Annotated in this window: 18 protein-coding genes; 5 read left to right on the forward strand and 13 right to left on the reverse strand. The window is 68.5% G+C overall.

Features of this window, described 5'->3' with window-relative positions; translation table 11 throughout:
* Positions 1-64: 64 nt before the first annotated feature.
* Genes AC5I49_RS17280 through AC5I49_RS17305 form a run of 6 tightly spaced genes read right to left on the reverse strand, consistent with a single transcriptional unit; the run spans position 65 to position 10,273 of the window.
* Positions 65-6,445, reverse strand: a complete 6,381-nt coding sequence (locus AC5I49_RS17280; RefSeq protein ID WP_495789649.1) for a hybrid sensor histidine kinase/response regulator — start codon at positions 6,443-6,445, stop codon at positions 65-67.
* 50 nt (positions 6,446-6,495) lie between these two features.
* Complete coding sequence (locus AC5I49_RS17285; RefSeq protein ID WP_016447934.1) at positions 6,496-8,748, reverse strand: methyl-accepting chemotaxis protein; 2,253 nt, start codon at positions 8,746-8,748, stop codon at positions 6,496-6,498.
* Positions 8,749-8,766: 18 nt separating this feature from the next.
* Positions 8,767-9,294, reverse strand: a complete 528-nt coding sequence (locus AC5I49_RS17290) for a chemotaxis protein CheW (protein ID WP_016447935.1) — start codon at positions 9,292-9,294, stop codon at positions 8,767-8,769.
* Positions 9,295-9,309: 15 nt separating this feature from the next.
* Positions 9,310-9,675: a response regulator gene (locus tag AC5I49_RS17295; RefSeq protein WP_016447936.1), complete on the reverse strand. Its 366-nt coding sequence runs from the start codon at positions 9,673-9,675 to the stop codon at positions 9,310-9,312.
* Positions 9,675-10,073, reverse strand: a complete 399-nt coding sequence (locus AC5I49_RS17300) for a response regulator (protein WP_016447937.1) — start codon at positions 10,071-10,073, stop codon at positions 9,675-9,677. Before AC5I49_RS17300 ends, AC5I49_RS17295 begins: the two co-directional genes overlap by 1 nt.
* Positions 10,074-10,120: 47 nt before the next feature.
* Positions 10,121-10,273, reverse strand: a complete 153-nt coding sequence (locus tag AC5I49_RS17305; protein ID WP_017406135.1) for a rubredoxin — start codon at positions 10,271-10,273, stop codon at positions 10,121-10,123.
* 115 nt (positions 10,274-10,388) lie between these two features.
* Between AC5I49_RS17305 and thiD the strand changes: the two genes are divergently transcribed.
* Together thiD and hemL are read left to right on the forward strand one after the other, a co-directional pair.
* Positions 10,389-11,348, forward strand: a complete 960-nt coding sequence (thiD, locus tag AC5I49_RS17310; RefSeq protein ID WP_016453190.1) for a bifunctional hydroxymethylpyrimidine kinase/phosphomethylpyrimidine kinase — start codon at positions 10,389-10,391, stop codon at positions 11,346-11,348.
* 74 nt (positions 11,349-11,422) lie between these two features.
* The gene (hemL, locus tag AC5I49_RS17315; RefSeq protein ID WP_374725854.1) at positions 11,423-12,739 is read left to right on the forward strand and encodes a glutamate-1-semialdehyde 2,1-aminomutase; all 1,317 of its coding nucleotides are present in this window, start codon (positions 11,423-11,425) and stop codon (positions 12,737-12,739) included.
* 50 nt (positions 12,740-12,789) lie between these two features.
* Here the strand turns inward: hemL and AC5I49_RS17320 are convergent, their stop codons facing one another.
* From AC5I49_RS17320 to AC5I49_RS17345, 6 genes are all read right to left on the reverse strand, one after another.
* Positions 12,790-13,389 (reverse strand): DNA-3-methyladenine glycosylase I, encoded by a 600-nt coding sequence (locus AC5I49_RS17320; RefSeq protein ID WP_016447940.1) that lies wholly within the window; start codon positions 13,387-13,389, stop codon positions 12,790-12,792.
* 2 nt (positions 13,390-13,391) lie between these two features.
* Positions 13,392-13,868: a c-type cytochrome gene (locus AC5I49_RS17325; RefSeq protein WP_017406137.1), complete on the reverse strand. Its 477-nt coding sequence runs from the start codon at positions 13,866-13,868 to the stop codon at positions 13,392-13,394.
* Entirely contained in the window at positions 13,868-15,466 is a 1,599-nt protein-coding gene (gene purH, locus AC5I49_RS17330) for a bifunctional phosphoribosylaminoimidazolecarboxamide formyltransferase/IMP cyclohydrolase (protein ID WP_017406138.1), read from the reverse strand. The genes AC5I49_RS17325 and purH overlap by 1 nt, the downstream gene beginning before the upstream one ends.
* A 44-nt stretch (positions 15,467-15,510) precedes the next feature.
* Entirely contained in the window at positions 15,511-15,744 is a 234-nt protein-coding gene (locus AC5I49_RS17335; RefSeq protein WP_016447943.1) for a Fis family transcriptional regulator, read from the reverse strand.
* Complete coding sequence (gene dusB / locus AC5I49_RS17340) at positions 15,741-16,811, reverse strand: tRNA dihydrouridine synthase DusB (protein WP_017406139.1); 1,071 nt, start codon at positions 16,809-16,811, stop codon at positions 15,741-15,743. The genes AC5I49_RS17335 and dusB overlap by 4 nt, the downstream gene beginning before the upstream one ends.
* A gap of 143 nt (positions 16,812-16,954) precedes the next feature.
* A complete protein-coding gene (locus AC5I49_RS17345; RefSeq protein ID WP_495789650.1) occupies positions 16,955-17,572 on the reverse strand; it encodes a hypothetical protein in 618 nt (205 codons plus the stop codon).
* 107 nt (positions 17,573-17,679) lie between these two features.
* On the opposite strand from AC5I49_RS17345, the gene AC5I49_RS17350 reads away from it, so the two are divergent.
* The gene (locus AC5I49_RS17350) at positions 17,680-18,201 is read left to right on the forward strand and encodes a YqaA family protein (RefSeq protein WP_016447946.1); all 522 of its coding nucleotides are present in this window, start codon (positions 17,680-17,682) and stop codon (positions 18,199-18,201) included.
* A 39-nt stretch (positions 18,202-18,240) separates the two neighbouring features.
* On the opposite strand, the gene AC5I49_RS17355 is transcribed toward AC5I49_RS17350, so the two are convergent.
* Positions 18,241-19,164, reverse strand: coding sequence for a LysR family transcriptional regulator (locus AC5I49_RS17355; RefSeq protein ID WP_133072283.1), 924 nt, complete (start codon positions 19,162-19,164; stop codon positions 18,241-18,243).
* Between the two features lie 102 nt (positions 19,165-19,266).
* Between AC5I49_RS17355 and AC5I49_RS17360 the strand changes: the two genes are divergently transcribed.
* Positions 19,267-19,971, forward strand: a complete 705-nt coding sequence (locus AC5I49_RS17360; RefSeq protein WP_495789651.1) for a pirin family protein — start codon at positions 19,267-19,269, stop codon at positions 19,969-19,971.
* Between the two features lie 108 nt (positions 19,972-20,079).
* The gene (locus AC5I49_RS17365) at positions 20,080-20,778 is read left to right on the forward strand and encodes a hydrolase (RefSeq protein ID WP_016453184.1); all 699 of its coding nucleotides are present in this window, start codon (positions 20,080-20,082) and stop codon (positions 20,776-20,778) included.
* Positions 20,779-20,782: the final 4 nt, after the last annotated feature.

The raw sequence follows: 20,782 nt of genomic DNA on the forward strand, positions 1-20,782 counted from the left end.
GCCAAGAAAAAAGGAGCAGCGCTGGCTGCTCCTTTTTTGCGGGGCGAGGGCTGGCCGCCGAGGCTCAGGCCTCTTCGCCCAGCACCTGCGTCTCCGTCTGCAGTGACAGCGGCGCAGGCTGGGTGCTGTTCCCTTGCAGGGAATAGTGCTGGATCAGGCCCAGCAGTTCCTCGTCCGAATAGGGCTTGCCCAGGTAGTGGTTGGCGCCCAGCTGGCGCGCCATCTCGCGGTGCTTCTGGGCGATGCGCGAGGTGATCATGACCACAGGCAGGTCGCGCAGGGCATCGTCGGCGCGGATGTTGCGCAGCAGGTCGAAGCCGTCCATGCGCGGCATCTCGATGTCGGACAGCACCAGGGTCGGGCGCTCCTCGGCCAGGCGCTCCATGGCCTGCAGGCCGTCGGCCGCCAGGGCCACGCGGTAGCCTTCGCGCTGCAGCAGGCGCTGGGTGACGCGGCGCACGGTGATGGAGTCGTCCACCACCAGCACCAGCGGCACCGAGACCGGTCCCGCGCTGGCCGGCACGGCTTCGCCGTCGCCCTGGCCGGCGGCACGCTCGGCCTCTTCGGTCCGGGCGCGCACCTCGTCGCCATAGACGTTGGCCAACGCCACAGGGTTGTAGATCTGCACCACGGCGCCCGAGGCCAGCACCGACATGCCGGTCAGGCCGGGCAGGCGGGCCAGCTGGGGGCCGAGGTTCTTGATCACCACTTCCTGGTTGCCCAGCACTTCGTCCACGTGCAGCGCAATGCGCTGCGACGCGCTGCGCAGGATGACCACGGGCCGGGTGCGGCCCACGGTTTCCTCGCTGCGCAGGGAGGACTGCCACAGCGCGCCCGCCCAGTAGAAGGGCAAGGTCTCGCCGCCATCTTCAAAGCCGTGGCTGGCATAGGCCTGCTGCAGCAGATCCAAGGGCGCACGGCGCACGATTTCCACCAGGCTGGCCGGCACGCCGACCAGCAGCCGGCCCGCTCGCAGCATGACCACCTGGGTGACGGCCGTGGTCAGCGGCAGCACGAGGCGGAAGGCACTGCCCCGGCCCGCTTCGCTGTGGGTCTCGATGCGGCCGCCCAGCGCGTTGACCTCGGAGCGCACCACGTCCATGCCGATGCCCCGGCCGGCCACGCCGGTCACCTCGGTGGCGGTGGTGAAGCCGGGCTCGAAGATCAGGCGGCCGGCGTCCTGCTCGGTCAGCGTCTGGTCCTCGGGCCACAGGCCCTGGGCCACGGCCTTGTCGCGGATGCGCTGCAGGTTCAGGCCGGCGCCATCGTCCTCCACCGAAAGCGCCACGTCGTTGCGCTCCTGGCTCAGGATGATTTCGATGGTGCCCATGGCCGGCTTGCCGGCAGCGGTGCGCTGCTCGGGCGGCTCGATGCCGTGGGCCACGCAGTTGCGCAGCAGGTGCTCGAAGGCCGGCATCATGCGGTCCAGCATGCCCCGGTCCATTTCAATGGTGCCGCCGAGGATGTTCAGCCGCACCTGCTTGCCCATTTCCTTGGAGGTCTGGCGGACCACGGCATACAGGCGCTCGGCCAGGGAGTCGAACTCCACCATGCGCGTGCGCAGCAGGTCGCGCTGCAGCTCGCGCGCCTGGCGGCCCTGGGCGACCAGGTCGTCCTCGGCGCCCGCCATGTCGCGCTGCAGGTTGCGCTGCACGGTGGCCACGTCGTTGACCGACTCGGCCATCATGCGCGTGAGTTCCTGCACCCGCGTGAAGCGGTCGAACTCCAGCGGGTCGAAGCCGGCTGCCGAGTCCTTGGACAGGGCCAGGCGCGACTGCATCTGGCTCTCGGCCTGGACCTCGATGTCACGCAGCTGCATGCGCAGGCGCTCCAGGTTGCCGGCCAGCTCGTCCAGCGAGCCACGGGCCTGGGCCAGGCGCGCATCGACACGCGAGCGCGCAATCAGCACCTCGCCGGCCTGGCTGATCAGGCGGTCCAGCAACTGGGCGCGCACGCGCACCGTCTGGTGGGCGCCCGCACGCAGCGGCGCGGTGACAGGAGCCGGCTGTGCGTCGGCTGGCGCCGGGGATGCGCCAGCGCCCGAGGCGTCGGAGGCCGTGGCGTCAGAAGACACCGCAGAGGCGGCAGGCTCGGCCTGGTCCGGCCCATCGGCCAGGCCCAGCGGCCCATCCTGCACCTGTTCGCCCGCAACGCGCAGCACGTCGAAGCCGGCCTGCAATGCGTCGAAGTTGCCCAGCAAGGGCTCGATCTGCTCGGCCGTGGGAGATTCGCTGTCGACCCGCTCGACGGCGGATTCCAGCCGGTGGGCCATTTCGCCCAGGCGCATGGCGCCAGCCAGCCGGGCACTGCCCTTGAGGGTGTGCAGGGCGCGCAGCGTTTCGTGGCGCGCCTCGTCCAGGGAAGGCCGGCCATGCCAGCGACGCAGTGCAGCGCCCAGGCGGGGCAGCAGCTCGATGGCCTCTTCCTCGAAGATGGGGAACAGGTCGGGGTCCACCTCGTCCAGGGCGTCGATGTCGTCGTCCAGGTCGTTGCCCACGGCCACCGCATGGGCGATGGCCTCATCGATGCGGCGCTGCAGCTCGGCTTCCTGGCGTGCGTCGTTGACCAGGGGGCGCATGGAATAGGCCAGCGGCGCCACGTCCTGTGCCTGGGCCTGCGCATGGGCACCGGCGTCGAGCACGGCATCCGTGCCAGGCTGCGGCAACGGTTCCGGCAGCAGCGCATCGAGCCGGCTGTCCGGAGCGTCCGCGACTTCGATATCCAGCGCCAGCAGTGCCTGCAGGGCTTCTTCCACGCCCGGCTGGGGTGTCTTGAGGAAGCCGGCCGCGAACTGGTGCAGCAGGCGCTGCACCTCGTCGGAAGCCGCAATGCAGGCGGCGACCTGCTCAGGCGTGCCGCAGCGCTGCGGCTGCAGATGGGCCAGCGCATGCTCCAGCAGGCGCGCCAGGTCCGACAAGGCCTTGAAGCCCACGGTGGCCGAGCTGCCGGCCAGCGAATGCGCGAAGGCGATGGCGTCATCGGGCACGGGCTCGCCGGGCTCGGTCGCCCATTGCTGCAGCGACAGGTCCAGGCGGCGCGACCATTCGTCGGCCTCGTTGAGATAGACGTTGTACAGCGGCGCGCTGATGCGCAGGCCGTCCACGACCTTGAAGCCATCGGCATCGACGCCGGACGGCTCCTGTGCGCCGGACTCCTCAGCCACCGCAGGCGCCTCATCGGCCACGGATTCGGCATGCAGCTCCTGCGGGGTTTCCGCCTCGGAAGCTTCTACGGCTTCGATGGCCTCGGCAGGTGCGGCTGCCGGAGTCAGGTCCAGATCCAGCCCCTCGAAAGGCGCCAGCGGCACGGCGGCGTGCGGAGCCTGCTCTTCGGCTTCAACTTCGGCTTCGGCTTCGACTTCGACTTCGCCTACAGCTTCTGCGCCTGCTTCTGCTTGCAGCTCGGGCAGCGCGTCGGCATGTGCCTCGGGCACGGTCTCTGTGCCGGGCAGCGCGGGCTGGTCGCCCGAGACAACGGCCAGGGCTTCCTGCTCGCTGTCGCGCATGGCCGCCTCGAAGGCGGCGAAGTCCAGCTCCTCCACCGCGTCGGTGGCCAGCGCGGCGGGTGCCTCGGCGGTCTCCGGCTGCGTTGAACCCTGCGACTGTTCGGGCACGGCCGCCGCAGGCTGGGGGTCCAGGTCCAGCAGACCGAAGTCCAGCGCAATGTCCAGGTCACCGGCGGGCCCGGCGGTCTCGGCGGGCACGGCCGGCTCGGGGGCTTCCCGCTGCTCGGCCTGCAACTGCTGCTCCACTGCGGCGAAGGGCTCCACCGGCGCCTCGACCGCGGCAGGCTCGGCCTGCGTGCGGCGGTCGGCGCGCGGCACCAGGGCCACGTCGGCGCGCACGCCTTCCAGGCGCATGGCATCGGCTGCGGCGCGGAAGGGCGTGGCCAGCCAGGCATCGGCCTGCTGGCGCTCGATGGCCGAAGCCCAGGCGCCAAAGGCGCGCAGCGCGTCGCTGGCCAGCTCCTGCATGGGCTGGGGCATGGGCTTTTGCTCGGCCAGCCAGGCATTGAGCATTTGCTCCATGGCCCAGCCGGCTTCGCCGAATTCATCCAGGCCGACCATGCGCGAGCTGCCCTTGAGCGTATGGAAGGCGCGGCGCAGCGTGGTCTGCTCGCTGAGGTTGCCGGGCTCATCGGCCAGGGTGCGCAGCGCCTGCAGGCCGTTGTCCACGACCTCGCGGGCCTCTTCCAGGAAGATGCTCAGGATTTCGTCGTCGGAATCATCTTCCGAGACGGTCAGACCGGCCAGCGGGGGAACGGGTTCAGGCAGGGGTTCGGGCTGAGCCGTGGCGGCAGCGGCAGCAGGGCCGGGCACCGGTTCGGCCGCTTCAGCCACGTCAGCTGCTTGAGCCGCTTGAGCCGCTTCGGCGGGTATCTCGAGCGCCTTGGCGAATTGCGCCAGTTCGGCATCGTCGGCCAGCGCTTGCTGCCCGGCGGCAGTCGCCTGCGGTAGGGGCTCGGGCACAAGGTCCACGGAGGGTGGCGGCGGCGCCGGCACCGACGGTGCTGCCGCAGCGGGTTCGGCAGGCAGGTCGTGTGCAGTCTCGGCGGGCTGGATCTGGGGCACGGGCAGCGGCTGGGCCACGGCAACGGCTTCGCGCTGCGGCGGCACGGCGGCGGTGTCCAGGGCCGGCAGCTGCTCGGGCGCCTTGCCCGCGTCGTCGGCGCGGTGGCCACGGCGGCCCATCAGGATGCGCAGGCCGCCTTCGGCCTCGTCATAGACAAAGAGCTTGCGCGCCATGCTGCGCTGGTAGCTCAGCATGTCGATCAGGAAACCCATGGCGCCCAGGCTGTTGCCCAGCTTGTCGAAGACCTGGGCACGTTCTGACTCGGCGATCTCGCCCAATACCAGCCGCTCCACGGTTTCGCGCATGCGCTGCATGGCCTGGGTGGCCTGGTCCAGGCCCAGCACGGACAGCACGCCGCGCATCTGCGCCATCTGGCCAGACACCGGCGCCAGCACGGTGGCATCGGCGGGGTTGCGGAAATACTGGTCCAGGTGCCGCTCGGCCTCGGCCAGCGTGGCACGCAATTCGCCCACGACCGAGCCCATGGTCTGGTGGTCGCTGGCCTGGCGGTACAGCTCCTCCATCCAGGGCTCCAGCGGCCGCGCGGGCGCGCCCTGCAGGGATTCCTCCAGGCGCTGTACCAGGTTGGCGGATTGCTCGGCCAGTTCCTCGTCGCCCATGTCCATGGTGGCAAAGGCCGCCTGCAGATAGAGCACGGAGGTGGCCACTTCCATGGCCAGTTCCGCCGGCGGCGGCTCGCCGATGCGGGCCACGGTTTCGGCCACCTTGATCAGCATGCGCGCCAGGCCATGGCTGGCCGGGTGCAGCTTGACCAGGGATTCGGCCACCTGGGCGAACTGGTCCACCACGATCTTGGTGCGCGCACGGTCGCCGCCTGCCAGGGCGGACCAGGTCTCCGCCGCCGTGGTGATGCGCTTGCGCGCCTGCACCAGCACGGCCGGGTCGTAGCGGCCAAAGCGGGTCTGCTGGTAGTCCACCTGCGGCTGGGCCTGCATGCCGTAGGCCTGGCGCACCGCCTGCAGGGCAGCGCCGGCCTGCTCGGCCGGGCGCGCCTGGGCGCAGAAGAACAGCAGGTCCTGCAGCAGGCGCGCAGGCGGCGTGCGGTCGCCCTTGGCCATGGCCGCGTACTGCAGCAGCACGCGCGAGGCCATGCGTTTCACATAGAGGTCGACAACGATCAGGCCGCGCGACTGCGCGTCGAAGAAGCCAGCGGCCACCTTCCAGAAGCTGCGTGCAGTGACATCCTCGGTCTGGGCCACGGCAAAGCGCAGGCACAGGTCACGCATCTGGGCGGCGGCCTCGCGGTCATCGCTCTTGACCATGCGCAGCACCACGCCGTCGAGCAGGGCACGGGCATCGGGCCCGTAGGCCAGCGGCTCGGCCTGGCGCGCCCATTCGGGCTCGCGCGCGCGGCGCTCGGCAGGCCACAGATCGGCCGGATGCACCTTGTCGTTGCCGGCCAGCGCCTGGGTGTCGCGGTATTGGGGAAACAGGGCCACGGCCGAGACGGTCTTGCCGGCCAGCACGGTTTCCAGGTATTCGATCAGGGCAAAGCTGGCGCGCTCCAGCGTGGCGGCAGCCTGGTCGGTGCACAGCTCGGGGCGCTGCACGAAGCGCTGCACGGCGCTTTCCATGCCGCGCAGCACCAGGGCCGGAGAGCCCAGGCCCACCATTTCGAGGGCGCCGCAGGCCTGGTGCAGCTGCTGGCGGGCGATGCGCAGGGCCGAGGTGTCAAGCTCCTCAAGGTCCGAGGCGCGCGCCGCATCGGCATCGCGCACGAAACGCGCCACGGCCTTGCTCGCGCCTTCCAGCGACTTGCGCAGCTCATCGAGCACCCAGGCCAGCGGGCCCAGGTCCTGTTCGGTGTGCGCGGCCTGCGCCGCGCCCGTTTGCGATTCGTCAACCACTGACATGGACAGTTCCCCAAGCCCCTAGGGCCTGTGCATAGCTATGTTGGACCGGGTCAGGCAATCTTGAAACGCGCCACCGACTGGCGCAGTTCCTCGGCCATGTGCGAGAGTTCGCGCACCTGCTGCGCCGTGGTGCGCGTGCCTTCGCCCGTCTGCTCCGTCACCGCGAAAATGTGCTGGATGTTCTCGGCCACGTCGTTGGCCAGGACGGCCTCGCGCGAGGTGGACGAGGAGATCAGCTCGATCAGCTCGGCCAGGTGGCGCGACACGGTATCGATCTCGGTCAGCGCGGTACCTGCGGAGTCGGACAGTCGCGCCCCCTCGACCACACCCTGGGTGGAACGCTCCATGGCGGCCACGGCATCCTGGGTGTCGGTCTGAATCGCCTTCACCAGCGCCGCGATCTGGCGCGTCGCATCTGCCGAGCGCTCAGCCAGGCGCTGCACTTCTTCGGCCACCACCGAGAAGCCGCGACCGGCTTCACCGGCCGATGCGGCCTGGATGGCGGCGTTCAGCGCCAGCACGTTGGTCTGCTCGGTAATGTCGGAAATCAGCTCGGTGATTTCACCGATCTCCTGCGAGGATTCGCCCAGCCGCTTGATGCGCTTGGAGGTTTCCTGGATCTGGTCGCGGATGGAGTTCATGCCGCCGATGGCGTTCTGCACGGCCTTCAGGCCCAGGTCCGCAGCTTCCAGCGACTGGCGCGCCACCTGGGCAGATTCCTGCGCCTGGGTCGAGACCTCGTTGATGCGGCCTGCCATGTCCAGCACGGAGCGGCCGGTTTCGCGGATCTCGCGCAGCTGTTCGGTCGACGCGGCCAGCAGCTCGGTGGAGTTGGCATCCACCTCGGCCGTGGTCTGTGCCACGCGCGTTGCCGTGTTCTGCACGCTGCCCACCAGGGCGCGCAGCTCTTCCACCGTGTAGTTCACCGAGTCGGCAATGGCGCCGGTGATGTCCTCGGTCACGGTCGCTTCCTGCGTCAGATCGCCTTCGGCCACCGATTGCAGTTCGTTCATCAGACGCAAAATCGCGGCCTGGTTGGCATCGTTGATGCGCTTGGCTTCATGCTCCTGCACGCGGGACTCTTCCTGGCGGCGTTCGGCCGCTTCCTGGCGCAGACGGCTGTCGAGCAGCTGCACGCGGGACAGGCCCACGCCGCACAGCAGCACCAGCACCGTGGCCAGCGCCAGCAGGCCCATGGGCAGCGAGCCGATGCCGGCGCCGCTTTGCAGCTTGTTCTGCAGGTCTTCCAGATGGCGGCGCAGCGGTTCGCTGTCGGCGTTGATGGCGGTCTGGGCTTCGCGGGCGGACACCAGGCCCTGCAGGTTGCCCAAAATGGCGCTGGCCTCGCTGCGGGTCTCTTCGTAGAGCTTGATCAGCGCCTCGATCTGCTCGCGGGTCTGGGCGTCGCGCGTGGGGGGCAGGCGCAGCTCGCTGCTGCCGCTCAGCAGGCTTTCGGAGATTTCCTTGAACGAGTTCAAGTCCTTGCCCAGCAGGAACACGGCCTCGGGGCTCACGCCTTCGGCGGTCTGGAATTCGTTGGCCGACTTGCCGATACGCTGGGTCAGCATCACGAGCTGGCCGGCAGCGGAGATTTCCGCCGGGCTGGCGCCCTGCTGCAGCTTCAGCGAGGAGATGGTTTCGGCGATCTCCAGCAGGTCCGAGGACTGCCGGTTGATGGTGCGCAGCGCGTCGCCGACCTGGGTCAGGATCTGCTTTTGGTCCATCACCACCTTGGCGCTTTGCTCGGCGCGCTCCATCAGCGGCGTGATCTGGGCCAGTTCGTCGGCATAGGCGCCGCCCAGCGGGCGCACGCCCATGGAGTCGTCGCCCGAGGCAATGGCGCGCACGTTGCGCGCCAGCACGCCGGAGCTGTCCTGCACGTCCACAAAGGAGGATGCCGCGCCCGTCAGCGCCTGCGAGACCGACTTGGCCAGACGCTGCGACTGCATCAGCGCCTGGCCGGTGGCGGCCAGCTGCTGCGCCGAGCCGTCGGCCTGGCGCAGGGCCCAGGCCGCCGCCAGCACCAGGGCCAGCACCGACACACCCAGCAAGGTGGACAGCGTGCGCTGGTGGCGCGCGGCAGGCGCGCGGCCCAGCAGCGGCAGGGCCACCATGTCGTGGTCAACGGCTGCGCCGCCGTCGCGGCCCGGCATGGCGTCGGGGGCGCCCTGCACGGTCAGTGACGCATCGAGTGCGTACATATCCTGGGAGACGGTGTCTCCGAGCATGCTGTTGTCCGCACCGGAGCCGGCGTCGGCCGGCTTGCGTTGGAAGCGATTTGCAAGACGTTGCAAGAATGACATGGGACGACCTTCAGAAACTCAGGCGCGAATGCTCAGAAACTCGGAGGTTTGGGACAGGCGCTGCAGTTGCAGCTCCTGCCAGCGGTGGCCCGCTTCATCGATATGCACGGGGCCGAAAAAGGCGGGAGAGTGCTCGGGCGCAGGCTCGGTGCGCACGAATGCGTCGGCGCTGCGCAGGCCCTGCAGGCGGTCCACGAGCAGGGCCGCATTCACTTCCAGCGCGGCATTGAACGCCAGCAGGCTGGACTCGGCCAGCGCCGGTTCGCTGCGTGTCACGCCGTGGCCCAGCAGGCTGGCCAGGTCGATCACGCCGGCCAGGGTGCCGCGCAGGTTGGCAATGCCCAGGAACCAGGGCTTTGTATAGGGCACAGGCTGCACGCCGGCCCAGGGAAAGATCTCGCCGGACTGGCCCAGCGGCATCAGGTAGTTGCGCCCGCCGGCCTGGACGGCCAGCCAGGCCGCCACCTTGACGCCTTCGCTGCGTGCGGCCTGAAGGCGGCCAGCCAGACGGGACTGCAGATCGCGCAGTGCTTCACGGTTCGCCATGGGCAGCGCACCAGATCAGTTCAGCGCCGCGATCTTGGCCTGCAGCTCGTCTGCATCCACAGGCTTGGTGATGTAGTCCCGCGCACCCTGGCGCATGCCCCAGACCCGGTCGGTCTCCTGGTTCTTGCTGGTGCACATGATGATGGGCAGGTCGGCGTACAGCGGGTCGCGCGTGATGGCACGCGTCAGTTGAAAGCCGTTCTGGCCGGGCATGACCACGTCCATCAGGATCAGGTCGGGACGGTCTTCGGCCAGGCTGCGCATGGCCTCTTCGCCATTCTCGGCCGTGCGTACCTGCAGGCCCTGCTTTTGCAGCATGTCGGACAGAAACATCAGTTCGGTCTTGGAGTCGTCCACGACCAGGACTTTGCGGATGGGCATCAAAGTGCTCCTATGGTTTGCTTGCCGAACTGCTCCACGGCCTGCAGCAGCTGGTCTTTGGTGAAGGGTTTCGTGAGGTAGTCCTGGCAGCCCACCATGCGCCCGCGCGCCTTGTCGAATACGCCGTCCTTGGACGAGAGCATGACCACAGGCGTGTCAGCAAAGCGCGCGTTGCGCTTGATGATGGCGCAGGTCTGGTAGCCGTCCAGCTTGGGCATGAGGATGTCGCAAAAGATCAGCTGGGGCTGGTAGTCGTTGACCTTGGACAGTGCGTCGAAGCCGTCGTCGGCCAGGAGCACTTCGTGCCCGCCCTGCTTGAGGAAGATTTCTGCGCTGCGGCGGATGGTATTGCTGTCATCCACCACGAGTACGCGCAAGGGTGCGCCCGATGTCGTCACTGAGAAACCTCCCGGAAATGTATGAGTCGGCGCGGGTGGTCCCGCGCTCAGATTTCGACCATCTCAAAGTCTTCTTTACGTGCTCCGCACTCGGGACAGGTCCAGTTCATGGGCACGTCTTCCCAACGCGTCTGGGGTGCGATGCCATGTTCGGGGCAGCCTTGCGCCTCGTCATAGATCCACCCGCAGATCAAGCACATCCAAGTTTTGGGGTCGGTCACAGCTTAAAGGGCCTTCACATAGAATGCAACGATTGTATCTAGTCACAACCACCCGCCACGGCCTTCGCTGGCGGGGCGCACACTGGGCTGAGCCATGGCATTGAACCCCTCCAACTCCCCCAGTCCCGACACCGAGCCGATGGACGAAACCGCGCCCGTCTGCGTGCTGGTCTTCAACGCCAGCGACCCCAGCGGGGCGGGCGGCCTGTCGGCCGATATCGCCACCATCGCCTCGGTCGGCGGCCATCCGCTGCCCGTGGTCACGGGTGCCTACGCACGCGATTCGGCCAAGATCTTCGAGCATTTTCCCTTTGACGACGAGGCCGTGGCCGAGCAGGCGCGCGCCGTGCTGGAGGACATTCCCGTGTCCGCCATCAAGGTCGGTTTCGTGGGCAGCCCGGGCAACCTGGCAGCGATTGCCGAGATCGCCTCCGACTACCCCGACATCCCCATCGTCTGTTACATGCCCGACCTGTCGTGGTGGGAGGAAGACCCGCTCGACCAGTACATGGACGCCCTCAAGGAACTTGTTCTTCCGCAAACGTCTGTGTTGGTTGGAAGCCACAGTACGCTGTCGCGCTGGCTGCTGCCCGACTGGACCAACAGCCGCAGCCCCACGGCGCGCGACATCGCCATGGCGGCCGAGGCCCTGGAAGTGCCCTACGTGCTGGTCACCGGCATTCCCCTGCCCGACCAGTTCGTGGACAACGTGCTGGCCACGGCGCAGTCGGTGCTGGGCAACAGCAAGTACGAGATGTTCGACGCCACCTTCACCGGCTCGGGCGACACCCTGTCGGCCGCGCTGACGGCCCTGGTGGCCAGCGGCAACGACCTGGGGCTGGCCACGCAGGAGGCGCTGGAGTACCTGGACCGCAGCCTGGACAGCGGCTTTCGCCCCGGCATGGGCCACTACATCCCGGACCGCATGTTCTGGGCCCAGCCCGAGCCCGAGGATGAAGATGCCGAGGCCGCCGCCGAGCCCCTCGCCGAACTGGACCCCGACACCCAGGCCATCGAAGGCTTCGTGATGCCCCCTCATGACACCAAGCATTGAGGCAGGCCACCGCCTGAGCGGCTGCGCGGCCGGCACAGGCCCTTGGCTTGGCACCTCTGGCTTGTACCCCGCACATGGCAGACTCCTGCACTATGACCACTGACCTGAATATTCCCCTGTTCGAACGCGCCAAGGCCGTGATCCCCGGCGGCGTGAATTCACCCGTGCGCGCCTTCAACGCCGTGGGCGGCACGCCGCGCTTCGTGCGCCGTGCCCAGGGCGCGCATTTCTGGGACGAGAACGCCCAGCAGTTCACCGACTACATCGGCTCCTGGGGTCCGATGATCCTGGGCCACGGCCACCCCGAGGTGATGGCCGCCGTGCAGGCCGCCGCGCTGGAAGGCTTCTCCTTCGGCGCACCCACGGAGCGCGAGGTGGTGCTGGCCGAGAAGATCCTCTCGCTCATGCCCTCCATGGACATGGTGCGCATGGTCAGCTCGGGCACCGAGGCCGGCATGAGCGCGCTGCGCCTGGCGCGCGGCTTCACGGGCCGCAACAAGATCATCAAGTTCAACGGCTGCTACCACGGCCATGCCGACGCCCTGCTGGTCAAGGCCGGCTCGGGCCTGGCGACGTTCGGCGCCTCCTCCTCGGCCGGCGTGCCGCAGGACGTGGTCAAGGACACCGTGGTGCTGGAATACAACGACGTGGGCCAGCTCGAGGAGGCCTTCGCCCAGTTCGGCGGCCAGATCGCCTGCGTGATCATGGAGCCCATTGCAGGCAACATGAACTTCGTGCGCGCCAGCGTGCCCTTCACGCGCCGCATCCGCGAACTAACGCGCGAGCATGGCGCGCTGATGGTCTACGACGAGGTGATGACCGGATTTCGCGTGGCCCTGGGCAGCGCCCAGAGCCTGTACGCCCAGCAGATCGAAGGCTTTGCGCCCGACATCACCGTGCTGGGCAAGGTCATCGGCGGCGGCATGCCCATGGCGGCCTTCGGCGCGCGCCGCGAGATCATGGAAAAGCTCTCGCCCCTGGGCCCGGTCTACCAGGCAGGCACCCTGTCGGGCAACCCCATTGCCACGGCCTGCGGCCTCAAGACGCTGGAGCTGATCAGCGAGCCGGGCTTCCACGACGCCCTGCACGCGAAGACCGGCCGCCTGATGGCCGGCTTCAAGGCCGAGGCCGACGCCGCCGGCGTGCCCTTCAGCGTGGACCACCAGGGCGGCCTGTTCGGCTTCTACCTGCTGCCCGAGCTGCCCAGCACCTGGACCGAGGTCATGAAGACCGATGGCGCACGCTTCAACCGCTTCTTCCACGGCATGCTGGAGCGCGGCCACTACTTCGCACCCGCCCTGTACGAGGCCGGCTTCGTGAGCGCCGCGCACACGGACGAGGACATCGACAAGACCATCGAAGCCGCACGCGAAGTGTTCAAGACGCTCTGACGCTGGCCCGTACCTGCCGATCGAGCCCGCCCTTGCGGGCTCTTTTCACGTCAGGGCCGAAGAAAAGCCTGGCGCGCCTGTTCGACCTCATCGCGCACGGCACAGCCCTGCGCATGGTCGTTGACCAGGCCCATGGCCTGCATGAACGAGTAGACAGTCGTAGGCCCCACGAACTTCCAACCGAGCTTCTTCAGCTCCTTGGACAGCGCCCGGGACTCGGCCGTCTCGGACACGGGCCCGCCACCGGTCACGGGCTCCGGCGCATGGCGCCAGAAGAAGGCCGACAGCGAGCCTTGCGCCTCCACCATCTCCAGCGCCCGCTGCGCGTTGTTGATCACGGCCTCGATCTTGCCGCGATGCCGCACGATGCCCGCATCGCCCAGCAGCCGCAGCACGTCGTCCTCGGTGAAGCGCGCGACCTGGTGGAAGTCGAAGCCCGCAAAGGCCGCGCGGAAGTTCTCGCGCTTGTTGAGGATGGTCAGCCAGCTCAGGCCGGACTGGAAGCCTTCGAGGCTGAGCTTCTCGAACAGGCGCCGGTCGTCGGTGACGGGAAAGCCCCATTCACGGTCGTGGTAGGCCAGGTAGCTGTCCGTGGCCGCGCACCAGTGGCAGCGCGGCCGGCCGTCGGGGGCGGTGAACAGGCGGGACATGGTCAGGATTTCCCGGGTTCGGGAGAAGGGAGGGACAGCAGCCAGGCCGCCATCTGCAGGGATTGCGCCGTATCGATGTGCGGGTGGCGCGGCATGATGGCGCGGCCCCATTCGCCGGCCCCGCCCTCGCGGATCTTGCGCGCCAGGTAGTCGGCGGCATCTTCGCGGCCACGGTAGCGGCCGGCGATCTGCTGGAAGGACGGGCCCACGTAGTGGCGCACCAGGCCGTGGCAGCGCAGGCAGTCATTGCCTTCCACCAGGGCCTTGCCGGCGGCCAGCTGCGCGTCGGCTGTCACGGCAGCTGCGGCCGCCGCCGTGGTGGCCCCGACAGCCGGCCCGCGCATGATGCGCCAGCCGATGTTGAAGACACCCAGCGCCACCAGCAGCATGAAGACCACGAGCGCCCAGCCCAGCCAGCGGGGCCGCTGGGGGGCGTCGTCGCCCTCGTCGTCTGCGCCAGGAGGCAGTTGGCCGGCCATCAGTGGCGGAAGTGGCGCACGCCGGTGAAGACCATGGCCACGCCGCGCTCGTTGGCGGCGTCAATGACTTCCTGGTCGCGCATGGAGCCGCCGGGCTGGGCCACGCAGGTGGCGCCTGCGTCAACGACCACGTCCAGGCCGTCGCGGAAGGGGAAGAAGGCATCGCTGGCCACGACCGTGCCCTGCAGGCTCAGCTTGGCGGCCTCGGCCTTGATGGAGGCGATGCGCGCCGAGTCCAGGCGGCTCATCTGGCCTGCGCCCACGCCCATGGTCATGCCGTTCTTGCAGAACACGATGGCATTGCTCTTGACGTACTTGGCGACCTTCCAGGCGAACAGCAGGTCCTGCAGTTCTTCGGGGGTAGGCTGCTTGACGGTGACGACCTTGAGGTCGGCCAGGGCCAGCTCATGGTTGTCGGCGGTCTGCAGCAGCAGGCCCGAGCCGACGCGCTTGGCGTCCACGGCGTTGCGGCCCTGGTCCCAGGCGCGCTCGCCGCCGGCCGGCAGGGCGATCTTCATGAGGCGCACATTGACCTTGGGCTTGAAGATTTCCAGCGCCTCGGCCGTGAAGTCGGGGGCCATCAGCACCTCGACGAATTGCTTGACCACGGCCTCGGCCGCCGCCTTGTCCACCGTGCGGTTGAAGGCGATGATGCCGCCGAAGGCGCTGGTGGGGTCGGTCTGGAAGGCCTTGGCATAGGCTTCGTGCGCGTCCTTGCCCACGGCCACGCCGCAGGGGTTGGCGTGCTTGACGATCACGCAGGCAGGCTGCTCGAAGCTCTTGACGCATTCCCAGGCGGCATCGGCGTCGGCGATGTTGTTGTACGACAGCTCCTTGCCCTGCAGCTGCTCGCCCGTGACCAGGGAGCCGGGGGCCGGATACAGGTCGCGGTACAGGGCGGCCTGCTGGTGGCTGTTTTCGCCGTAGCGCAGGTCCTGCACCTTGGTGAAGTGGCCGTTGCTCTGGCCGGGGAAGGCGCTGCGCTCTGGCACGTAGGCTTCGGAGAGCTTGTCGTCCTCGAACTTCACGCTGGACAGGTAGTCGCTGATGGCGCCGTCGTATTGGGCAATGCGGTTGAAGGCGGCCACGGACAGCGCAAAGCGCAGCTTGTCGGACAGCTTTCCGTTGGCCTTGAGTTCACCCAGCACGGCCTCGTACTGGCCGGCATCGGTGATCACGCCCACGTCGGCCCAGTTCTTGGCGGCAGAGCGCACCATGGCCGGGCCGCCGATGTCGATGTTCTCGATGGCATCGGCCAGCGTGCAGCCGGCCTTGGCCACGGTGGCCTCGAAGGGGTAGAGGTTCACCACCAGCAGGTCGATGGTGTCGATGCCGTGCTCCTTGAGGGCCGCCATGTGGGCGGGCAGCTCGCGGCGCGCCAGCAGGCCGCCGTGGACCTTGGGGTGCAGGGTCTTGACGCGGCCGTCCAGCATCTCGGGGAACTGGGTGACTTCGGCGACCTCGGTCACGGGCAGGCCGGCCTCGGCCAGCAGCTTGGCGGTGCCGCCGGTGGACAGCAGCTTGATGCCCAGGGCGTGCAGGCCTTGGGCGAATTCGACAATACCGGTCTTGTCAGAGACGGAGAGCAGGGCGTTCATGGGCGTCGGTGCAGGGAGTTTGAAAAAAGGGGAATTCGTGCCGCTCAGAGCATGTCGTGCTCAAGCAGCTTCTTGCGCAGCGTGTTGCGGTTCAGGCCCAGCCAGTCGGCGGCGCGGGACTGGTTGTTGTCGGCCTGGCTCATCACCACTTCCAGCAGCGGCTTTTCGACCAGGTGGATCAGCATGTCGTACATGCCATTGGGCTTTTCGCCGTCGAGATCGCGGAAGTACCCCTCCAGGCTTTCACGCACGCATTGTTCGATGTTCTGGTTGCTCATACTGTCATTCCTGCGGGCTCTGCGAATTCGGCGCTTGTGGCGCCGGCATCGATGGCGGCTGGTATCCGGTCCATCTGCGCGCCCAGGGCGTCCAGATAGTCGGCCACGGCCTGCCATTGCACCGCGCAGTCCTCGATGGTGTTGATGTGTTGTCTGAATGCCTCGCCGCCCGGCAGGCTGCGCAGGTACCAGGCGATGTGCTTGCGCGCACTGCGCACGCCGGTGCCTTCGCCGTACAGGCTGTAGTGGTCCTGCAGATGCTCCAGCAGCAGCCGGCGCAGCTCGGCCACCAGGGGCGGGGCCATGTGCTCGCCCGTGGCCAGGAAGTGCGCGATCTCGCGGAAGATCCACGGCCGGCCCTGGGCGGCGCGGCCGATCATCACGGCATCGGCGCCCGTGTAGGCGAGCACGTCGCGCGCCTTCTCGGGGCCGGTGATGTCGCCATTGGCCACCACGGGCACGCGCACCGCCGCCTTGACGGCAGCGATGGTGTCGTACTCGGCAAAGCCCTTGTAACCCTGCTCGCGCGTGCGGCCGTGCACGGTGAGCATCTGTATGCCCACCTCCTCGAAGCGGCGGGCCAGCACCACGGCGTTCCTGTGCGCGTCGCACCAGCCGGTGCGCATCTTCAGCGTGACGGGCACGCCGTGCGGGGCGCAGGCCTCTACCACAGCCTGGGCAATCTCCACGGCCAGGGCCTCGTTCTGCATCAGGGCCGAGCCGGCCCATTTGTTGCAGACCTTCTTGGCCGGGCAGCCCATGTTGATGTCGATGATCTGGGCGCCACGGTCCAGGTTGTAGCGCGCGGCCTCGGCCATCATCTCGGCGTCCGTGCCCGCGATCTGCACCGCGATGGGGCCGGGCTCGCCTTCATGGTTGGCGCGGCGCGAGGTCTTGAGGCTGTTCCACAGGTCCTTGCGCGAAGTCACCATCTCGCTGACCGCATAGCCCGCGCCCAGGGCCTTGCACAGCTGGCGGAACGGCCGATCCGTCACCCCCGCCATGGGGGCGACGAACAGGCGGTTGGCCAGGGCATGGGGGCCTATGGACAGGGGAAGGGAGGACATCGGGAAAGCCGGAGAAAACGCGCGCGCCGATCACAAAACGGGCGGCAACAAAGGACCAAGATTGTACCTGCCCAAATTTTCAGCAGGGCTAAAACCGGGCCGTCAAGGCGGCCAAGCGGCGAAAACAAGACAGCGCAGCGGTTTCATGGTGTGGGAACGAAGGTGCGCACCTGGCCCGGAACGGCCTGCAGCCCGTAGGCGCCGAGCCGGCCCTGCCACCAGCGGCGGTTGAATTGCACGTCAGGAGAGACCTGGTCGTCGGGCATGGGGCGCAGGCCGACCTTCTGCAGCCCGGCTTTCTGCGGCCCGGCTGCGTGCAGCCCAGCTGTCTGCAGCCCAGCCTCAAGCCCCAGGTCCAGCGCCTCGCCGTCGGCCAGCGGGCCGCGCACCACGGCCATGGCCTTGCGCCCGTCGGTCACCCAGGCGTCCAGCACCAGGGCCGGGCGGGGCTCGGGACCGGCCAGGCTCACGCAGCCTTGCAGACGCGGCACCAGGCCCAGAGGCTCTAGCTCGCGCTGCAGCTGCTCCAGCCTGTCGGCCACGGCCGGGTCCGGCAGGGTGCAGCCCTTGGCCTGCAGCGCCTTGCCCCAGGCCGAGGTCGGTGCGGCCTCCTGGGTCGGTGGCGCCTGGGCAGCGGCCTGTGCCACCACGGTGGTGTCCTTGCCTGGCGATGGCTGCAACGCGGCGCAGCCGGCCAGGCCGGCTGCTGCCATTCCCAATGCCGCCCATCCCGCCCATCCTGCAATCCGCCCTGTCTGCATGACGCCCCCTGTTCTTTGTGGTTCCGGACCAGGCCCCACGATAGCTTCAGGCCGACAAGGCGTCAGCCAGCGCAGACCTACACTTGGCAGCACCTATGGAAGTCTGGATGCATCAATTGCTGGGCTGGCTGGCGCTGCCGCAGTTCGGCCTCAGCACCGTGTTCATCGTGGCCCTGATCTCGGCCACGCTGCTGCCGCTGGGCTCGGAGCCTGCGGTGGTCGGCCTGCTCCAGCTCAATCCCGACCTGTTCTGGCAGACGGTTTTCGTGGCCACGGCCGGCAATACGCTGGGCGGGGCCATCAGCTGGTGGATGGGCCTGGGCGCGCACAAGGCCTGGCGCGCGGCACGCGAGCGGCGGCTGGCCGGACTGCCGCCTGAACGGGCCAAGCCGCCGCGCAATCTGTCACGCCACGAGCGCCGCGCCCGCGTCTGGCTGCGCCGCCTGGGCGCAAAGGCCTGCCTGCTGAGCTGGCTGCCCGTGGTGGGCGATCCGCTGTGCGCCGTGGCCGGCTGGCTGCGCCTGCCGTTCTGGCCCTGCGTGTTCTACATGGCCATCGGCAAGTTCCTGCGCTATGTGGTGATGACGGTGGTGCTGCTGCAGCTGCTGCCGGCCTCCTGGGCCAGCTGAGGCCGAAGCCCCCCCACCGAAGCCCTCCCCTTTTGCGATCTACGCCTGCGGCTCGCGCGCCCAGGGCGCCAGCGCGAAATGCGCGGCCAGGAAATCAATGAGCGCCTGCACGCGCGCCGGCCGGGCGCGCCCCGGCGGCGTGACGATGTGCAGGGCGATGGAGGGCACCTGCCAGTCGTCCATGCAGGTCTGCAGCGCACCCGATTGCAAATCTTCCCAGGCCAGGAATTCGGGCTGCAGGGCCAGGCCCAGCCCGGCGCGCAGGGCCGGCGCCAGGCCCTCGGCATTGTTCACGCGCATGGCCGTGGGCACGACCTGGGCGAACTCGCCGCGGCGCGCATGCACGAAGCGCCAGGCCTCGCCCAGGCGGCTGTGCACATAGCGCAGCGCCCGGTGCTGCGCCAGCTCGCGCGGATGGGTGGGGCGGCCGTGGCGCTCGAAGTATTCGGGTGATCCCACCAGCAGCAGGCGCACCGTGCACAGGCGCCGCGCCAGCAGGCTGGAGTCGGGCAGCGAGGAGATGCGCAGCGCGATGTCGAAGCCCTGGGCCACGACGTCGATCAGCTCGTCGCTGAAGTGCAGGTCCAGCGTGACCTCGGGATGCTCGGCCATGAAGGCGGGCACGGCCGGCGCCAGGTGCGAGATGCCGAACGACATGGGCGCCGCAATGCGGATGGGGCCGCGCAGGCTCTTGGACTGCTCGCTGATCTCGGCCTCCACGGCCTCGCCCTCGGCCAGGATGCGCGCGGCCCGCTCCAGAGAGGCCTGGCCGGCGGCCGTCAGCGACATGCGCCGCGAGGTGCGGTGCAACAGGCTGGTCTTGAGCCGCGTCTCCAGCCGCGTGATGGCCTTGGAGATGGTGGGCTGGGAGACGCCCAGCTCGGCGGCGGCCTTGGCGAAGGAGCCCGTCTCGGCCACCTTGGCGAAGACGGCCCAGGCTTCGAGGTCAGGAAGTCTTGGCATGAAAGTTTTGGAATAGATGTCTTTGCATATTTTCTATTCTCTTCTTGATCGGCAAAACATAAAGTTCATCCATCGCAACACACAACGCAGCAGGAGAACACCATGATCGAACGCCGTCCCTTCCAAGCCCTTGGCGGTGCCAACCACGGCTGGCTCGATGCCAAGCACCACTTTTCCTTCGCCGGCTACCACGATCCGGCCCGCATGGGCTGGGGCGCGCTGCGGGTGTGGAACGACGACACCATCGCCGCCGGCACGGGCTTCCCGCCTCATGCCCACGCCAACATGGAAATCATCACCTATGTCCGTGAAGGCGCCATCACCCACCAGGACAGCCTGGGCAACAAGGGCCGCACCGAAGCGGGCGATGTGCAGGTAATGAGCGCGGGCACCGGCATCCGCCACTCGGAATACAACCAGGAAAAGGGCACGACGCGGATCTTCCAGATCTGGATCATGCCCGACGAGCGCGGCCAGCAGCCCCCGTCCTGGGGTGCCAAGCCCTTCCCCAAGGGCGAGCGCTCGGGCAGCTTCGTGGCCCTGGCCAGCGGCCTGCCCGGTGACGAGGACGCCCTGCCCATCCGCACCGCCGCCCGGGTGCTGGGCGCCACGCTCAAGGCCGGCGAGAGCACGGAGTACCGCATCGGCCGCGACCGCCTGGGCTACCTGGTGCCGGCCAGCGGCTCGGTGCAGATCGAAGGCGTGACGCTCCAGGAGCGCGACGGCGCCGCCATCAGCGACGTCGAGACCCTGCGCGTCACGGCCCTGACCGACGCCGAGCTGGTGCTCGTCGACACGGCGCGCTGAAGCGCCCTTGCCGCCCCGGCTCCGGCCGGGGCCCACCTGCCCCAACTGTCTTTCCGAATTTCCGCTGTCCCTTCCTTCACCCAACCCACTGCCTCACAGGAGATCACCATGACCGACCGCAAGTACCTCGAAGTCCTGACCCCCGCCAACAGCCAGATCATCTTCATCGACCAGCAGCCCCAGATGGCTTTCGGCGTGCAGTCCATCGACCGCCAGGTGCTCAAGAACAATGTGGTGGGCCTGGCCAAGGCGGCCAAGGCCTTCGACATTCCCGCAACCATCACCACGGTGGAGACGGGCAGCTTCTCCGGCCACACCTATCCCGAACTGCTGGCCGTGTTCCCCGAGCACAGGCTGCTGGAGCGCAGCTCCATGAATTCCTGGGACGACCAGAACGTGCGGGATGCGCTGGCCGCCAACGCCGCCCAGGGCCGCAAGAAGATCGTGGTCTCCGGCCTGTGGACCGAGGTGTGCAACACCACCTTCGCCCTGTCGGCCCTGCATGACACGGACTACGAGATCTACATGGTGGCCGACGCCTCGGGCGGCACGTCGCTGGACGCCCACAACTACGCCATGGACCGCATGGTGCAGGCCGGCGTGGTGCCCGTGACCTGGCAGCAGGTGCTGCTGGAATGGCAGCGCGACTGGGCCCGCCGCGAGACCTATGACGCGGTGATGGACATCGTGCGCGAGCATTCCGGCGCCTACGGCATGGGCGTGGACTATGCCTACACCATGGTGCACAAGGCCGCCGAGCGCGTGCAGCATGGCGAGACCGTGGGCCCGAACCCCGCCAAGGTCTGAGCGT

Source organism: Delftia sp., from assembly GCF_059499305.1.

Coding starts and splice junctions, on each gene's coding strand:
- AC5I49_RS17280 (WP_495789649.1), bottom strand. CDS start 6,445: ATGTCAGTGGTTGACGAATCGCAAACGGGCGCGGCGCAGGCCGCGCAC.
- AC5I49_RS17285 (WP_016447934.1), bottom strand. CDS start 8,748: ATGTCATTCTTGCAACGTCTTGCAAATCGCTTCCAACGCAAGCCGGCC.
- AC5I49_RS17290 (WP_016447935.1), bottom strand. CDS start 9,294: ATGGCGAACCGTGAAGCACTGCGCGATCTGCAGTCCCGTCTGGCTGGC.
- AC5I49_RS17295 (WP_016447936.1), bottom strand. CDS start 9,675: ATGCCCATCCGCAAAGTCCTGGTCGTGGACGACTCCAAGACCGAACTG.
- AC5I49_RS17305 (WP_017406135.1), bottom strand. CDS start 10,273: ATGTGCTTGATCTGCGGGTGGATCTATGACGAGGCGCAAGGCTGCCCC.
- thiD (WP_016453190.1), top strand. CDS start 10,389: ATGGCATTGAACCCCTCCAACTCCCCCAGTCCCGACACCGAGCCGATG.
- hemL (WP_374725854.1), top strand. CDS start 11,423: ATGGCAGACTCCTGCACTATGACCACTGACCTGAATATTCCCCTGTTC.
- AC5I49_RS17320 (WP_016447940.1), bottom strand. CDS start 13,389: ATGTCCCGCCTGTTCACCGCCCCCGACGGCCGGCCGCGCTGCCACTGG.
- AC5I49_RS17325 (WP_017406137.1), bottom strand. CDS start 13,868: ATGGCCGGCCAACTGCCTCCTGGCGCAGACGACGAGGGCGACGACGCC.
- purH (WP_017406138.1), bottom strand. CDS start 15,466: ATGAACGCCCTGCTCTCCGTCTCTGACAAGACCGGTATTGTCGAATTC.
- AC5I49_RS17335 (WP_016447943.1), bottom strand. CDS start 15,744: ATGAGCAACCAGAACATCGAACAATGCGTGCGTGAAAGCCTGGAGGGG.
- dusB (WP_017406139.1), bottom strand. CDS start 16,811: ATGTCCTCCCTTCCCCTGTCCATAGGCCCCCATGCCCTGGCCAACCGC.
- AC5I49_RS17345 (WP_495789650.1), bottom strand. CDS start 17,572: ATGCAGACAGGGCGGATTGCAGGATGGGCGGGATGGGCGGCATTGGGA.
- AC5I49_RS17350 (WP_016447946.1), top strand. CDS start 17,680: ATGCATCAATTGCTGGGCTGGCTGGCGCTGCCGCAGTTCGGCCTCAGC.
- AC5I49_RS17355 (WP_133072283.1), bottom strand. CDS start 19,164: ATGCCAAGACTTCCTGACCTCGAAGCCTGGGCCGTCTTCGCCAAGGTG.
- AC5I49_RS17360 (WP_495789651.1), top strand. CDS start 19,267: ATGATCGAACGCCGTCCCTTCCAAGCCCTTGGCGGTGCCAACCACGGC.
- AC5I49_RS17365 (WP_016453184.1), top strand. CDS start 20,080: ATGACCGACCGCAAGTACCTCGAAGTCCTGACCCCCGCCAACAGCCAG.